We start from the raw sequence: 15,127 nt of genomic DNA, 5'->3' as shown, positions 1-15,127 counted from the left end.
TCACGCGATGGGCTGATCTCGATGGCGAGAATCCTCTGTGTGCTCTACCCCGATCCGCAGTCGGGCTACCCTCCGCCCTATGCCCGTGATGAGATCCCGGCGGTGACGTGGGATGTCGACGGCGCACCGGCGCCCATGCCGCAGCCGCCGCTCGGCTTCGTCCCCGGCCAGCTCGTCGGCTGCGTCTCCGGAGAGCTCGGGCTGCGCGAGTACCTCGAGTCCCACGGCCACGAGTTCGTCGTCACGAGCGACAAGGAGGGCCCGGACTCCGAGTTCGCGCGCCTCCTGCCGAGCGCCGACATCGTCATCTCGCAGCCGTTCTGGCCGGCCTATCTCACCCGGGAGCGGATCGCGGCCGCCCCGCACCTCAAGCTCGCGCTCACCGCGGGCATCGGCTCTGATCACGTCGACCTCGAGGCCGCGGCGGAGGCGGGCATCACGGTCGCCGAGGTGACCGGGTCGAACTCCGACTCAGTCGCCGAGCACATCGTCATGATGATCCTCGCCCTCGTGCGCAACTATCTGCCCTCACACGAGACGGCGGCCAGCGGCGGCTGGAACATCGCCGAATGCGTCTCCCGCGGCTACGACGTCCAGGGGATGGCCTTCGGCGCCGTCGGCGCCGGACGGATCGGCCGCGGCGTGCTCAGGCGCCTCGCGCCCTTCGGACTCGAGCTCCACTACACGCAGCGGCACCGACTCGAGCCCGCCCTCGAGGAGGAGCTCGGTCTCACCTTCCATCGCGACATCGGTCAGATGGCTCAGCATATGGACATCATCAGCCTGCAGGTTCCGCTCTATCCGGCGACTCGGCATCTCTTCGACTCCGAGCTGCTCGGCTCCCTCAAGCGTGGAACGTACCTTGTCAATTGCGGGCGGGCCGAGCTCGTCGACCCCGCCGCCGTCGATGCCGCCGTGCGCTCTGGGCATCTGGCCGCCTACGCCGGCGATGTGTGGAATCCGGAGCCGGCCGGCGCCGACGACCCCTGGCGGTCGATGCCGTGGAACGGGATGACCCCGCACATCTCGGGAACGACGCTGTCGGCCCAGGCGAGGTACGCCGCCGGCACCCTCGACATCCTCCAGCGCTTCCTCGAGGGGCGCCCCATCGAAGAGGACTACCTCATCGTCGAGGGCGGTGGACTCGCCGGAACGGGCGCCCAGTCCTACGGACTGCGCTGACCTCGGTGCGTTCTCAGCTGATCGTCCGTTCGAACCGGTCGGTCATGTCCCGTTCGTGACTCGTCAGCGACTTGTTCATGACGTGCGTTTGTCGTGAATGACAAAGACCCCGGGGCGCGTAATCGCGTCAACCCGGGGTCCTCGCAGCACTCCCCTCGAGTACCCGGACGCATCCCCATACGTCCGTTATGTCCACCCGATCCCCACCGGGCGGACATCACAATTCCACCACACTTCACGGCCTGTTGTAAAGAATGATTTGAGACATATTTGGTCTCAATGAACAAGAATGCTGAACGCGAACTTCCGCGAATTTCCAGTTCAGAGCGGTGGGTCAGATGGTTCAACCCTCAACTTCTCTTACCGCGTGAGGCCGAAAAAACTTTGCGAAAAAGTTTCCCTCAGGCGCCTCGCGCGCCGCCCCCGCCGCGCTGCCTCTCGAAGGCGAATCCCGCCGATCCCCAGCGGATGAGACGACGCGGCACCAATCTCGCCGCATTTGCCGCTAGACGGTAGTGCATTCCGGGGATTGAGACGACCTTCCCGGCCCGCGCGTCACGCAGGGAGACGTCGACGACATCGTCGATGTCGAGCCACAGCCAGCCCGGTCCCGGCCGCTGCGCGCCGAGGCGGTCGTGGAACTCCGTGCGGACGAAACCGGGGAGCACGGCGGTGACCGTGACCGGCTCGTCGCGCAGCTCACCGGCGAGCGCCTCGGTGAAGACGAGGGCCGCAGCCTTCGAGGCCGCGTACTGGCCCATCGTCGTCGCGGCCGCGAGCGAGGAGACCGTGATGATCCCGCCGCGACCGCGGGCCCGCATCCCCGGCACGGCGGCCAGCGCGAGCTCGCGCACGGCGGTGCTGAGCACCCGGTCCTGAGCGGCGAGCGCCTCGGGGTCGGAGTCGAGAAGACCCTCCCTGAGTCCGTAGCCGGCATTGCTGATGAGGACGTCGATGCGCGTGGTCCTGATGACCTCCGCGACCGCGGCGATGCCCGTGTCCGTCGAGAGGTCGGCGACGACCACCTCGGCGCTGATCCCGTGGGCGGCCGAGAGCTGCGCTGCCAGCTCCCGCAGCCGCTCCTCAGTGCGGGCGACGAGCACGAGGTCATAGTGCTCGGTCGCGAGCGCCCGCGCATACCCGCGCCCCAGCCCGGCACTTGCGCCGGTGACGAGGGCTCGTGGGCTCACTTCGCGCCCTGTCCCACCCGCACGGTCAGTGACTGGGCGGCGGTGCCGAGCGGGCCGGTGGCGTCGCTGAGGACGCTCGCGGTCTCCCCGATTCCGGTCGCGCCGAAGGCCACGCGGGTCTCGAAGCCGACCCAGCCGGGCTCCGGAGTGCGCGTGAGGTGGATCGTGAGGTCGACGTTGGGGAAGAACGTCGTCGCCGGGTCGACCCGGACGGCGAGCCCGTTCGCGGTGTCGACGAGTTTGACGAGCGCAGCGGTCGGCGGGTCGACCTCGCCGTCGACGAGGGGAAAGGGCGAGCGGATCCAGCTGCGCGCATAGCCGGGGCGGGCGTCGTCGGCCTGTCGCCCCTCGAGGGAGGCGATGAAGCCGCCGGACCACCGCTGTGCGAACGGGACGGCGGGAACGAACTCCGGGTCGGGCAGATGCGTCCACTCGTGGTCGGCCACGTCCGCGGTGTCGCTGCCGAGCAGCCGCCACACCCGGGCGGCGATGCTCACCCGGTCGCCGTGGCGCATGCGCGCCTCGACGAGTTCGATCGTCCGGCCCGGTCGGACGACGTCGACGTCGATCGTGAACTCACCGGAGTGGATGACGCCGAGGATGTCGTAGCTGATGCGCGAGACGATCTTGTCACTCGGCAGGCGACGCTCGACCTCGGCGAGGATGAGTCCCGACGCGGGCGCGAGATGCTGCTCGCCGGGCTGCCAGGCCCCCTGGCTGTGCAGGGTCGAGACGAAGCGGTCCTCCCCGCGGCGCACGTAGTAGGAGTCGGGGACCGGTGATCCGTCGTGGCCGAGGTGGGCGTTGAGAGCATCAGGCATGGCTTCAGACTATCCGGTGACCGGTTAGGGTGGAGGGGTGAGAATCGCGACGTGGAATGTCAACTCGATCCGTGCCCGCCAGGAGAGGATCGGGGCGTGGCTCGACCGCTCCGATGCCGATGTGCTGGCCATCCAGGAGCTCAAGTGCCGGGACGACCAGTTCCCCCGGGAGATCTTCGACTCCCGCGGCTACGAGGTCGCCTTCCACGGGCTCAACCAGTGGAACGGCGTGGCGATCGCCTCCCGCGTGGGGATGAGCGACCCGCAGATCGGCTTCGCCGGGATCCCCGAGTACGAAGGCGTCGTCGAAGCGCGTGCGCTGTCGGCGACGTGCGGCGGCGTGCGGGTCCACTCCCTCTACGTGCCCAACGGCCGCGAGCTCGACCACCCGCACCTGGCCTACAAGCTCGAGTGGTACCGGGCGCTGACGGCCGACATCGCCGGGCAGCTCGCCGGGGACCCTGACAAGCGGATCGTCCTCTGCGGCGACTTCAACGTCGCCCCGCTCGACATGGACGTCTGGGACATGGCGGCCTTCGACGGCGCCACCCACGTCTCCCCGCCCGAGCGCGCGGCGTTCTCCGACCTCCTCGGCGCGGGCCTGGAGGAGGTGACCCGGCAGTTCACCCCGGGCCCCGGCGTCTACACGTACTGGGACTACCAGAAGCTGCGCTTCCCGAAGAAGGAGGGGATGCGCATCGACTTCGAACTCGCCTCCTCGGCGCTCGCCGAGGCCGCGGTGTCCGGCCAGATCGACCGCGAGGAGCGCAAGGGCAAGGGCGCGTCCGACCACGCGCCCGTCATCGTCGACTACGACCTCTGAGGTCGGCCGGGACTGCTGAGCACTGTCGGCGTGCTCGACCGCGCCCGCGGATTCCCCGGCACCGCCTCGGCGAGTCATCCGGTCGAGCAAAACGACGCGCAAAGCATGGACATCGCCCGTCTCATCTGGTGAAGTTGAACCAGGAGGAAGGTGACGACGATGTCAGCAAAAGTCCGCGAGCTAGTCGGTGAGGCCTACGACCGGCGCGAGTCCACCTGGAGGGCAGCGCTCGAGACGGTCGAGGATTGGATCGAGTCCGCCCGCTCGCGGTCTCCGCAGCTGACGGAGGACCGCGTCCGCATCGTCCCCGGCCGGATCAAGGACCCGCTGCGCACGGGTGAGAAGCTGCGCCGGAAGCTCGCCGACGCCAACGATGAGATCCACGAGGCCGTCGAGGTCGAGAACCAGGTCATCGACGTCGTCGGAGCCCGGGTGGTGTGCCGCACCGAACGCGAGCAGGCCGTGCTCTGGGACGTGCTGACCGACCCGAACGACGATTCCTCCCTGTCGATCGCCGAGGTGCGCGACTACTCCGCGCACCCGAAGCCCTCGGGGTACCGGGGACGCCACCTCATCGTCGAGGTGCCCTTCGACTCCGAACCCTCCGTCCTCGTCGAACTCCAGATCCGCACGATCCTCCAGGACGCGTGGTGCGTGCTCTCCGAGGAGCACCTCTTCAAGCCCGGTCAGGTGCTCACCTCCGACTCCCAGCAGGAGCGGCTCGGCCTCGTCCTCGCCGGGCTCTTCGCGCAGGCCGATTCCGTCGCCGGCTTCATCGCCGACGACGTCGGCGCCTACCTCGGCCTCGGCAATGCGGCCCCGCCGCGGGCGATGACCGACCCGGACGCCGAGGCGCCGTCGATCGAAGTGACGATCCGCGAGCTCAAGCACTCCTACGTCCTCGCCGCCGACGAGGTCGGTCGCCATGGGATCATCCGCTTCGAGACCCTCGGGCTCACCCCGGACAACCCGGACCGGGCGGGACTGCCCTCCCCCGGTGACACTCTGCGGGTGCGGATGGACGAATCACACTCGACCCGGTACTTCATTCCGGTCGCCGGGGAGAGCTGAGGCCGCACCGCTGCACCGGCACGGCTGAGCCCGCACCGGACGCTGACCGCCCAGGGCCCCGGCACCGACTAGACTTGCGTCCCATGGGAAAGAAGTCGAAGCGCTCCAAGGAAGACCTCATCGCCAAGCGTCTGGCCCGGGCTCAGGCCACGGCCTTCGTGCCCCGTCCGTTCGCTGGCCTGCCGTTCGAAGCCGACCTCATCTGCCTGCGCGAACTCGTGCCCGCCGCGACCGCGGAGGTCAGGCTGCGCGAGGACTTCGGCGGACACACCGTGACGATCGCCTCGCTGCTGCCGGCGGCCTGGCAGGCCTGGCACCGCGAGGACGGCACCGTGCTCGCCGGCATGCAGGTGCCCGTGTCCTCGACCGATGCCTCCCGTGACGTCGCCCGCGGCATCCTCGCCGCCGTCGACGCGGCCCCCGGCACGACGATCGAGGCGACGACCGAACCCGGTGAGGGACCGCGGCTGCAGGACATCGTCGACGACGCCCACCCCTTCGACGTCCGCGTCCTCGAGACCTTCGAGTACTGGGAGCTGCCCGGTGACGACGCCGAGGTCGCGGCGGCCCTCGAACAGGCCAACGACTCGATCGCCCCGACGGAGAAGCTCGCCTCCGTCGACTCCGCCTACTGGACGGAGATGTCGGGCCGCACCTACGTGCGCTGGGCCCGCAGCGAAGGCGAGGACCAGGTCGTCGACGCCCTCGCGCGGCTGCAGGCCGAGGGGCGCAACGACCTCGGCGGGCCGGGGACGTTCCTCGGCTACTTCCGGGCCCACGGGATCATCGTGCCCGTCTGGGAGCTCGAGTTCGGCACCCAGGTCGACGACGTCGAGGAGCCGATCGCCGAGTTCGCGGCCCGTCTCGACGAGGCCCTGGGCGATGACTCCCCGCTGAGCACCGAGGCCCGCCGGACCCGCTCCGGCATCGTCGCCCGCCAGCTCACCATCCACTGAGCATGGCTGAGCACCCGAGCCCGATCGGCATCGCCGCCGTCATCCCCGCGATGAACGAAGCCGAGCGCATCGCCGCGACCGTGGCGAGCACGAAGCTCATCCCCGGCGTCGACATCGTCATGGTCGTCGACGACGGGTCGAGCGATGACACCGGCACCGTGGCCCGACGCGCCGGCGCCGAGGTCGTCACCCACCCGAAGAACAAGGGCAAGGCCGCGGCGATGATGACCGGGGCCTTCGCGATCCGCAACCGGGAGATCTCTCAGACCCCGCCCGGGCAGACACCTGCCCACCGGGCGCTGCTCTTCATCGACGGCGACCTCGAGGACTCCGCGGTCAACACCGCACCCCTGGCCGCCCCCGTGCTCGCCGGGGAGGCCGACATGACGATCGCGATCCTGCCCGCGCAGAAGCGCAAGGGCGGAGGCTTCGGCTTCGTCGTCGGGCTCGCGAAGAAGGGCATCGCCGAACTCTCCGGATTCGAGGCCACCCAGCCCCTCTCGGGCATGCGCTGCCTCTCCCGGGAGGCTTTCGACGCGGCCCTGCCGTTCGCCGCCGGCTGGGGTGTCGAGACCGGCATGACGATCGACGTCGTCAACGCCGGCCTGCGCGTCGAGGAGGTCGAATGCGACCTCCACCACCGGGTGACCGGCCGCGACCTCAAGGCGCAGCTCCACCGCGCCGCCCAGTACCGCGACGTCGCCCGGGCGCTCATGGCCCGGCGGCGGCAGGCCAAGCGGGTGTCCTCATGAGGTACGCGTACCTCGGCCCCGAGGCGACCTTCACCGAAGCCGCCCTGCTCAGCTACCTCGGCGAGCTGGGACAGACGGAGACGGCGACGACCCTGCCGATGCGGGGCGCCGCAGCCGCCCTCGACGCCGTCCTCGACGGCGACTGCGCAGCCGCGATCGTGCCGATCGAGAACTCCGTCGAAGGCGGTGTGCCCGCGACGATCGACGCGCTCACCGAGCACGGTGATCTGCAGATCATCGCCGAGGTGGTCGTGCCCGTCCGCTTCGTCCTCGCGGTGCGCCCGGGCACCGACCCGACCGCGATCACCTCCTTCGGCAGCCACCCGCACGGTGAGGCGCAGGTGCGCGGCTACATGGCCGAGCACTTCCCCGACGTCGTCTACATTCCGACGTCCTCGACGGCCGCGGCCGCCCGCGACCTCGCCGGCGACGCGGCCGACTACATCGCCGCCGTGTGCCCGGCCCTGGCCGCGCAGCGCTACGGCCTCGACGTCATTGCCGAGGACATCGGCGACCGCCAGGACGCCGTCACCCGCTTCGTCGTCGTCACCCTGCCCGGACGCATTCCCGACCCGACGGGGGCGGACAAGACGACGGTCGTCGCGGCCCTGCGCTCCGACCGGGCCGGTGCACTCCTCGAACTCCTCGAGCAGTTCTCGACGCGCGGGATCACGATGTCGCGGATCGAGTCGCGCCCGACCGGCGACCGCCTCGGCCTCTACCAGTTCTCGATCGACCTCCTCGGCCACATCCGCGAGGCCCGGGTCTCCGACGCCCTCATCGGCGTCCACCGGGTTGCCCGGTCGCTGACCTTCCTCGGCAGCTACCCGAGCGCCGACGGCACCCGGCCGATCATCGATCCGACGACGACCGACGCCTCGTTCGACGACGCGATCACCTGGATGTCCGACATCCTCGACGAGGCGGACGGTTCGCCGACCGCCTGACCCCACCCGCCGACGAAGGAGTCGAGCCCGATGAGCACCGCCGCCACCTCACCGACCCCGGATGCGATCGTCGTCGGCGCCGGCCTCGCCGGACTCGTCGCCGCCCACGAGCTCACACAGGCGGGGAAGTCCGTGCTCATCGTCGACCAGGAGAACCGGGCCAACCTCGGCGGGCAGGCCCACTGGTCGCTCGGCGGACTGTTCCTCATCGACTCCCCCGAGCAGCGCCGCCTCGGCGTCCGGGACTCCCTCGCCCTGGCCCGGCAGGACTGGGCCGCCTCGGCGGGGTTCGACCGCGCGGAGGACCGCTGGCCGCGCGCGTGGGCCGAGGCCTATCTCGAGTTCGCCGCCGGGGAGAAGCGGGACTACCTGCGTCGGCTCGGACTGCGGCTGACCCCGCTTGTCGGCTGGGCCGAGCGCGGTGGGTCCGGTGCCTCCGAGCATGGGAACTCCGTGCCCCGCTTCCACCTCACGTGGGGCACCGGCCCCGAGGTGGTGCGGGTGTTCCGGGAACCCGTCGAGGCCGCGGAGGAGCGCGGGCTCGTCGACCTGCGCTTCCGCCACCGGGTCGACGAACTCGTCGTCGCCGATGGCGCCGTCGTCGGCATCCGCGGGCGCGTGCTCGCCCCGAGTCCGACGGCCAGGGGCGTGGCCTCGAACCGCGAGGAGGTCGGCGAGTTCGAGTTCCGCGCTCCCGCCGTCATCGTCTCCAGCGGCGGGATCGGCCACAATGCCGAACTGCTCCGCCGCTTCTGGCCCACCGACCGCCTCGGCGAGTTCCCCGCGCACCTGCTCGCCGGCGTGCCCGCCCACGTCGACGGACGGATGCTCGACATCGCGCAGGCGGCCGGGGCGAACCTCATCAACCGCGACCGGATCTGGGCGTACACGGAGGGCATCGAGAACTGGAATCCCATCTGGCCGGGCCACGGGATCCGGATCATCCCGGGGCCGTCGTCGCTGTGGTTCGACGCCGCCGGCAACCGCTTCCCCGCCCCGAACTACCCGGGCTTCGACACGAACCGGACGATGGCGGCGATCCTCGGCTCCGGTCACGACTACTCGTGGTTCGTCCTCAACGAGACGATCATCGCCAAGGAGTTCGCGCTCTCGGGCTCCGAGCAGAACCCCGACATCACGCTCAAGGACTGGCGGCTGAGCGTCGCCCGCGCCCGGTCGACGGCAGCGCCGGCCCCGGTCGAGGCGTTCACGCGCTTCGGTGCCGACTTCGTCGTCGCGGACACGACTGGGGAGCTCGTCGCGGGGATGAACGCCCGCTCCCGCGGACCCGTCATCGACCACGACCACCTCGTCGCCCAGATCGTCGACCGGGACCGGGAGATCGCCAACCCCTACTCGAAGGACCCCCAGGTGCAGGCGATCCGCGGAGCCCGCCGCTACCTCGGCGATCGGATCGTGCGGGTGGCCCCACCGCATGAGATCCTCGATCCCGCGCACGGCCCGCTCATCGCGGTGCGGCTGGGGATCCTCTCACGCAAGACCCTCGGCGGGCTCGAGACGAACCTCGAGGGTCAGGTGCTCGCAGCCGACGGGGCGCCGATCCCCGGGCTCTTCGCCGCCGGTGAGGTCAGCGGCTTCGGGGGCATGCACGGGTACAACGCGCTCGAGGGGACATTCCTCGGCGGGTGCATCTTCACGGGGCTGCGCACCGGGCGGGCCGTGGCTCAGTCGGTCTAGGCGCTCCGGTCCGAGGCGTCAGGGCCCTGCTGGAAGCGCGAGGGGGTGAGGAACTGCGTCGTCGAGATGCCGAGGACGCGCTGCTGCCGGGAGAGGTTGTACGTCCGGTCGAACTGCAGGTACTCGACGAGGAAGAGCCGGGCGCTGTCGCCGCGCTTGAAGAGGGACTTGACCTTGAGCCCGACCTTCGCCGCGACGAGGGCCTTGTCCTTCGCGATCGCCTCGATGACGACCGGCGGATAGCCCATCCGCGCGAAGTGCGTGGCCACGGCGTCCTTGAGCCGGTACGGAGTGGGGTCGCCGATGTTGAACGGACCCGAGGCCGAGGGCACGTCGAGGCATGCGAGCGCGGCGCGCACGAGGTTGTCGATCGCCGTCAGCGTCATCTTCTGCCGACCGCCGCCGGGCAGGGTGAGAACGCCCTTCTTCGCGAAGTGGCTGAGGCTGGGCATGAGCATCGTCTCGCCCGGGCCGTAGACCGCGGCGGGACGGAGGACCGCGGCGTCCGGGCGGATGCGGGCGAGCAGCTGTTCGGCGAGCACATGCGTCTTCGCATAGTCGTCGTGGTACTCGCTCGGGTCCTGCGGCCCCGCCTCCTCCCACAGGTCGGTGTGCGGCTGGGTCGGCGAGTAGACCGTCGTCGAGGAGATGTGGACGATCCGGGAGTCGGCGAAGGCGTCGAGGACGTGGCGCGTGCCGGTCACCCGGACATCGTAGAAGTCGTCGTAGGCCGCAGTGACATCGGTGAGTCCGGCGCAGTGGAAGACGGCGGTGACGGACTTCGCCAGCGACTGCACCGCGGTCGGGGCCGGCAGCCTGATGTCCCACTCGTGGAAGTTGACCCCGGGGATCTCCGGGTCGCGGCGGCAGAGCGCATAGACCGTCTCGTCACGGGTCGCCAGGGCGCGAGCGATGGCTCCGCCGATGAAGCCGCTCGCGCCGGTCACCACTATCGCCACCGCTGCTCCTTCCCTTCAACCGCTCTCCCGCACGCTGTGCGCCGCCCTGCTAATGCCACTGTAGCCGACGCCGGCGGCCGCATCCGCGCGGATGCCCACATGGTCGATCCGCATCCGCGACTTGCCACGGCCGGCACCGGCCCACGACACCCCGGCCCCGCCTCGGCGCCGCAATTTCCTCAACCGAACTCGTCTCAAGCGGTGAGCGCGAGCCTACAATGGGCACTGTCGCAACCGAAACCTGTGCGAACAGCCTGCTCGCACACGCCGCCACAGGAGGATGCCGATGACGACTCTGCTCATGGTCATCGGCTTCGGCGCGGCGACGAGCATCGTCGTCGGCATCGGACAGCGGCTCCGTCTGCCCTGGCCGGCGCTCATGGTCGTCGTCGGCATCATCGGCGCGTTCATCCCCACCTTCGCCGACGTCACGATCGACCCCGAGCTCATCCTCCCCCTCTTCCTCCCGCCGCTGCTCTTCGCGGCCGCGCAGAAGACCTCGTGGGCGCTCTTCGCGATCCGGTGGCGGACGATCCTCGGCATGGCCATCGCCCTCGTCGGCGTCACGGTCGCCGCCGTCGCCGGGTCCGCGCTCCTCCTCATCCCCGGGATCACGATCGCCGCGGCCATCGCCCTCGGCGCGATGCTCGCCCCACCGGACCCCGTCGCCGTCGACGCGGTCGCCGGCACCGTGTCGATCCCGCGCCGGATCATGAGCACCCTGCAGAGCGAGGGCCTGTTCAACGACGCCGCCTCCCTCGTCATCTTCCAGACCGCGATGGCCGCCGCCCTCGCCGACACGGACGTCGACTTCGGCAGCCTCGCCGTCGCCTTCGTCCTCTCCGCGGTCATCGCGATCGCCATCGGCTGGCTCGTCGTCTTCGTCGCGTGGTGGGTGATGGAGCGGATCGATCACACCATCGCCCGCTCCTCCCTCCTCCTCGTCCTCCCCTTCGGCGTCTACCTCCTGGCCGAGCACTTCCACGCCAGCGGCGTCATCGCCGTCGTCGTCGCCGCGCTCGAGGTCCGCCGGCGCGACGTCGAGGGCAACTCCGCCGAACGCGTCACGCAGGCCACGACGTGGCAGGTCCTCGAGATGCTCATCACCGGCATCGCGTTCGGCCTCATCGGCCTCGACCTCCGCGTCGTCATCGAGACCGAGAGCTCCGACCTCGGGCGCGCCGTGCTCATCGGGCTGGCGATCGCCGCGGTCATCATCGTCGTGCGCTTCGTCTGGCTCCTGCTCTCGATGCTGCTCATCAGCAAGCGCACCCGGGAGGAGGATCCGGATGCGGCCCCGCTCAACGTCCGCGACTCGGTGCTCATGACCTGGGGCGGGATGCGCGGGCTGGCGACGATCGCCCTGGCCCTGTCGATTCCGCAGCTGACCGACACCGGCGAGCCGTTCCCCGGCCGCCCCTACATCCTCGTCGCCGCCGCCGTCGTCCTCCTCGTCACCCTCGTCCTTGCGGGCCTGACGTTCCCGGCCGTCGTCGGGGCCCTCGGCATCGACGACGAGGCAGAGAAGGAGAGACGGCAGACCGAGGAGATCGCGAAGCGCGCGTACGCCGCGGCGATCAGGCAGATCCAGTCCGATGACGACCTGCCCGACGATGTCGCCGAGGCGCTGCGGACCCGATTCAGGACGCTGCGCACCCAGCTCCTCGGCACTCCCGATGACCAGGTGAGTGCGGAGAAGGCGACCGAGTTCAAGGAGAACCGCCAGCGGCTCCTCGCCGTGCAGAAGCGGGCGATGCAGGCCGCCCGCGATGAGGTGCTCCGGGCCCGCCGCGAACGCGGCATCGACCCGGAGGCGGCGGACAAGGTGCTGCGGCGCTTCGACCTGCAGGCGGTGCTGCAGTCATGACCTGGACGGAGGCGTGGGACCCCTGACATGACCGCTTGTGCGAATTCACCCTCGAAAATCAAAGTTGAGTGGAATAGACTCAACTTTGGAGGCGTTGCACCAGAGAGAAGCACAATCCACCACTGTTGAGGAGATGCGCATGGACGCACAGATGACCACCAAATCACGAGAGGCGCTGCAGACGGCAGTCAACGACGTCGTTGCCCGCCACAACAACCAGGTCGAGCCGGCCCACATCGTGGCCGCCCTGCTCGAACAGCCCGATTCTCTCGCCTCGAACCTCCTGGCGAAGGTCGGCGCTGACCGCAACACCGTGCTCACCGCGGTGGCCGCCGTGATCGGCGGCTTCCCCACCGTGAGCGGACAGTCCGTGGCGCAGCCGAGCCTGTCCCGAGCCGCGCTCGAGCTGATGAACCAGGCGCAGGAGGAGATGACCTCGCTCGGAGACCAGTACGTCTCGACCGAGCATCTGCTGCTCGCCGCCGCCGGCGGCCATGACGGCTCCGGCGATGCGCTGCGCGCCAACGGCGCCAGCCGTGACGCCCTGCTCGCTGCTCTGCCGGAGCTGCGCGGGGGCAAGAAGGTGACCTCGGAGAACCCCGAGGACACGATGCAGTCGCTCGAGAAGTTCGGCATCGACCTCACCGCCGCCGCGCGCGAGGGCAAGCTCGATCCCGTCATCGGCCGCGACAAGGAAGTCCGTCGCGTCATCCAGGTGCTCTCCCGCCGGACGAAGAACAACCCCGTCCTCATCGGTGAGCCCGGAGTCGGCAAGACGGCCGTCGTCGAGGGTCTGGCCCAGCGCATCGTCGCCGGCGACGTGCCGGAATCGCTGCGGGACAAGACGCTCATCAGCCTCGACCTCTCGGCCATGGTGGCCGGCGCAAAGTACCGCGGTGAGTTCGAGGAGAGGCTCAAGGCGGTGCTCGAGGAGATCAAGAACGCCGACGGCCAGATCATCACGTTCATCGACGAGCTCCACACGATCGTCGGCGCCGGTGCCGGCGGCGACTCCTCGATGGACGCCGGCAACATGCTCAAGCCGATGCTCGCCCGCGGTGAGCTGCGGCTCATCGGCGCGACGACGCTCGACGAGTACCGCGAGAACATCGAGAAGGACCCGGCGCTCGAGCGTCGCTTCCAGCAGGTCTACGTCGGGGAGCCGAGCGTCGAGGACACGATCGCGATCCTCCGCGGTCTCAAGGAGCGCTACGAGGCCCACCACAAGGTCTCGATCAACGACGGCGCGCTCGTCGCCGCGGCAGGTCTGTCGAACCGGTACATCACCGGCCGTCAGCTGCCGGACAAGGCGATCGACCTCGTCGACGAGGCGGCCAGCCGACTGCGCATGGAGATCGACTCCGCCCCGGCGGAGATCGATGAGCTGCGTCGCTCGGTCGACCGCCTGAAGATGGAGGAGATGGCGCTGTCGAAGGAGACGGACTCCGCCTCGCAGGAGCGCCTGAGCAATCTGCGCGCCGACCTCGCCGACAAGGAGGAGAACCTCCGTGCCCTCGAGGCGACGTGGGAGTCCCAGCGAGCCGGCCTCAACCGGGTCGGTGAGCTGAAGACGAAGCTCGACGAGTTGCGGTCGCAGGCCGAGAAGGCTCAGCGCGACACCGACCTCGAAACGGCGTCACGCCTGCTCTACGGGGAGATCCCCGCGGTGCAGAAGGAGATCGCCGAGGCCGAGGCCGAAGAGGCCGAAGCCGATGCCGGGCAGAGCTCGGATCCGATGGTCAGCGACAAGGTCACGGCCAACGACATCGCCGAGGTCGTCGCCTCGTGGACCGGCATCCCCGCCGGACGCCTCATGCAGGGCGAGGTCGAGAAGCTCCTCGGCGCCGAGAACGAGCTGGGCAAGCGGCTCATCGGGCAGAAGGACGCGGTCGCCGCGGTCTCCGATGCGATCCGCCGGTCCCGGGCCGGAGTCTCCGACCCGGATCGCCCGACCGGTTCGTTCCTCTTCCTCGGCCCCACGGGTGTCGGCAAGACGGAGCTCGCGAAGTCGCTGGCCGACTTCCTCTTCGACGACGAGAAGGCCCTCATCCGCATCGACATGAGCGAGTACGGCGAGAAGCACACCGTCTCGCGGCTCGTCGGTGCGCCTCCCGGCTACGTCGGCTACGACGAGGGCGGACAGCTCACCGAGGCGGTGCGCCGGCGGCCGTACTCCGTCGTCCTCCTCGACGAGGTGGAGAAGGCGCACCCGAGCGTCTTCGACATCCTCCTGCAGGTGCTCGATGACGGTCGTCTCACGGATGGTCAGGGCCGCACGGTCGACTTCCGGAACACGATCCTCATCCTCACCTCGAACCTCGGTTCGCAGTTCCTCGTCGATCAGGCGATGACCGAGCAGGAGCAGAAGGATGCGGTCATGGACGTCGTCGCCTCGGCGTTCAAGCCCGAGTTCCTCAACCGCCTCGACGACATCGTGCTCTTCGATGCGCTGAGCAACGACGAGCTGACCTCGATCGTCGACCTGCAGATCAAGAGCATGGACAAGCGTCTGGCCGACCGCCGGATCACGCTCGACGTCACACAGGAGGCGAAGGACTGGCTGGCGCTCGAAGGCTACGATCCCGCCTACGGTGCGCGTCCGCTGCGTCGCCTCGTGCAGCGCGAGATCGGCGACAAGCTCGCCCGTGCGATGCTCGCCGGTGACGTCCAGGACGGTGACACCGTCGAGGTGACGATGCCGGTGCACGCCGACACGACGGGTCTGGAGCTGCACGCGAAGAAGTGACCGCACAAGCACGAGGGGGCGACCGAACCGGTCGCCCCCTCGTCGCGTCTGTGGTCGAGTCGCGTCTGTGGTCGGGTCGCGTCTGTTGTCGCGGCGCGTCTGTCGTCCGCGGCGC

General features: G+C 69.7%; 12 protein-coding genes. 9 read left to right on the top strand and 3 right to left on the bottom strand.

Annotated elements, in window-relative coordinates; genetic code table 11:
- Positions 1 to 21 precede the first annotated feature (21 nt).
- Positions 22 to 1,182: an NAD-dependent formate dehydrogenase gene (locus FJ887_RS01000; protein ID WP_137826437.1), complete on the top strand. Its 1,161-nt coding sequence runs from the start codon at positions 22 to 24 to the stop codon at positions 1,180 to 1,182.
- 401 nt (positions 1,183 to 1,583) lie between these two features.
- On the opposite strand, the gene FJ887_RS00995 is transcribed toward FJ887_RS01000, so the two are convergent.
- Complete coding sequence (locus tag FJ887_RS00995; RefSeq protein WP_137826436.1) at positions 1,584 to 2,372, bottom strand: SDR family NAD(P)-dependent oxidoreductase; 789 nt, start codon at positions 2,370 to 2,372, stop codon at positions 1,584 to 1,586.
- A complete protein-coding gene (locus tag FJ887_RS00990; protein WP_137826435.1) occupies positions 2,369 to 3,193 on the bottom strand; it encodes a thioesterase family protein in 825 nt (274 codons plus the stop codon). The genes FJ887_RS00995 and FJ887_RS00990 overlap by 4 nt, the downstream gene beginning before the upstream one ends.
- Before the next feature lie 37 nt (positions 3,194 to 3,230).
- On the opposite strand from FJ887_RS00990, the gene FJ887_RS00985 reads away from it, so the two are divergent.
- The 6 genes from FJ887_RS00985 to FJ887_RS00960 all read left to right on the top strand — a co-directional run bounded on the left by FJ887_RS00985 (position 3,231) and on the right by FJ887_RS00960 (position 9,440).
- Complete coding sequence (locus FJ887_RS00985) at positions 3,231 to 4,016, top strand: exodeoxyribonuclease III (protein WP_137826434.1); 786 nt, start codon at positions 3,231 to 3,233, stop codon at positions 4,014 to 4,016.
- Positions 4,017 to 4,175: 159 nt separating this feature from the next.
- The gene (locus tag FJ887_RS00980) at positions 4,176 to 5,087 is read left to right on the top strand and encodes a GTP pyrophosphokinase (protein WP_137826433.1); all 912 of its coding nucleotides are present in this window, start codon (positions 4,176 to 4,178) and stop codon (positions 5,085 to 5,087) included.
- A gap of 83 nt (positions 5,088 to 5,170) precedes the next feature.
- Entirely contained in the window at positions 5,171 to 6,043 is an 873-nt protein-coding gene (locus tag FJ887_RS00975; RefSeq protein WP_137826432.1) for a DUF5926 family protein, read from the top strand.
- Positions 6,044 to 6,045: 2 nt separating this feature from the next.
- Complete coding sequence (locus FJ887_RS00970) at positions 6,046 to 6,795, top strand: glycosyltransferase family 2 protein (RefSeq protein ID WP_137826431.1); 750 nt, start codon at positions 6,046 to 6,048, stop codon at positions 6,793 to 6,795.
- Positions 6,792 to 7,742, top strand: coding sequence for a prephenate dehydratase (gene pheA, locus FJ887_RS00965; RefSeq protein WP_137826430.1), 951 nt, complete (start codon positions 6,792 to 6,794; stop codon positions 7,740 to 7,742). Before FJ887_RS00970 ends, pheA begins: the two co-directional genes overlap by 4 nt.
- Positions 7,743 to 7,772: 30 nt before the next feature.
- The gene (locus FJ887_RS00960) at positions 7,773 to 9,440 is read left to right on the top strand and encodes an FAD-binding dehydrogenase (protein ID WP_137826429.1); all 1,668 of its coding nucleotides are present in this window, start codon (positions 7,773 to 7,775) and stop codon (positions 9,438 to 9,440) included.
- Here FJ887_RS00960 and FJ887_RS00955 read toward each other — a convergent pair.
- The gene (locus FJ887_RS00955) at positions 9,437 to 10,399 is read right to left on the bottom strand and encodes an NAD-dependent epimerase/dehydratase family protein (protein ID WP_249356863.1); all 963 of its coding nucleotides are present in this window, start codon (positions 10,397 to 10,399) and stop codon (positions 9,437 to 9,439) included. The two genes, FJ887_RS00960 and FJ887_RS00955, sit on opposite strands and share 4 nt — an antisense overlap.
- 286 nt (positions 10,400 to 10,685) lie before the next feature.
- Here FJ887_RS00955 and FJ887_RS00950 point away from each other — a divergent pair, with 286 nt between their 5' ends.
- Positions 10,686 to 12,266: a Na+/H+ antiporter gene (locus FJ887_RS00950; protein WP_137826428.1), complete on the top strand. Its 1,581-nt coding sequence runs from the start codon at positions 10,686 to 10,688 to the stop codon at positions 12,264 to 12,266.
- Positions 12,267 to 12,405: 139 nt separating this feature from the next.
- The gene (clpB, locus tag FJ887_RS00945; protein WP_137826427.1) at positions 12,406 to 15,012 is read left to right on the top strand and encodes an ATP-dependent chaperone ClpB; all 2,607 of its coding nucleotides are present in this window, start codon (positions 12,406 to 12,408) and stop codon (positions 15,010 to 15,012) included.
- The last annotated feature ends 115 nt before the right edge of the window (positions 15,013 to 15,127 follow it).

Origin of the sequence: Brevibacterium sp. XM4083, from assembly GCF_006489205.2 — a bacterium.
Lineage (GTDB): Bacteria > Actinomycetota > Actinomycetes > Actinomycetales > Brevibacteriaceae > Brevibacterium.
The sequence above is the reverse complement of the archived record's forward strand: the minus strand, read 5'-3'. Positions and strand labels throughout refer to the sequence as shown.

Bases quoted from the DNA above. Each gene is read 5' to 3' on its own strand.
- FJ887_RS00970 (WP_137826431.1), top strand. From the start codon at position 6,046: ATGGCTGAGCACCCGAGCCCGATCGGCATCGCCGCCGTCATCCCCGCG.
- FJ887_RS00960 (WP_137826429.1), top strand. From the start codon at position 7,773: ATGAGCACCGCCGCCACCTCACCGACCCCGGATGCGATCGTCGTCGGC.
- FJ887_RS00980 (WP_137826433.1), top strand. From the start codon at position 4,176: ATGTCAGCAAAAGTCCGCGAGCTAGTCGGTGAGGCCTACGACCGGCGC.
- clpB (WP_137826427.1), top strand. From the start codon at position 12,406: ATGGACGCACAGATGACCACCAAATCACGAGAGGCGCTGCAGACGGCA.
- pheA (WP_137826430.1), top strand. From the start codon at position 6,792: ATGAGGTACGCGTACCTCGGCCCCGAGGCGACCTTCACCGAAGCCGCC.
- FJ887_RS00950 (WP_137826428.1), top strand. From the start codon at position 10,686: ATGACGACTCTGCTCATGGTCATCGGCTTCGGCGCGGCGACGAGCATC.
- FJ887_RS01000 (WP_137826437.1), top strand. From the start codon at position 22: ATGGCGAGAATCCTCTGTGTGCTCTACCCCGATCCGCAGTCGGGCTAC.
- FJ887_RS00975 (WP_137826432.1), top strand. From the start codon at position 5,171: ATGGGAAAGAAGTCGAAGCGCTCCAAGGAAGACCTCATCGCCAAGCGT.
- FJ887_RS00990 (WP_137826435.1), bottom strand. From the start codon at position 3,193: ATGCCTGATGCTCTCAACGCCCACCTCGGCCACGACGGATCACCGGTC.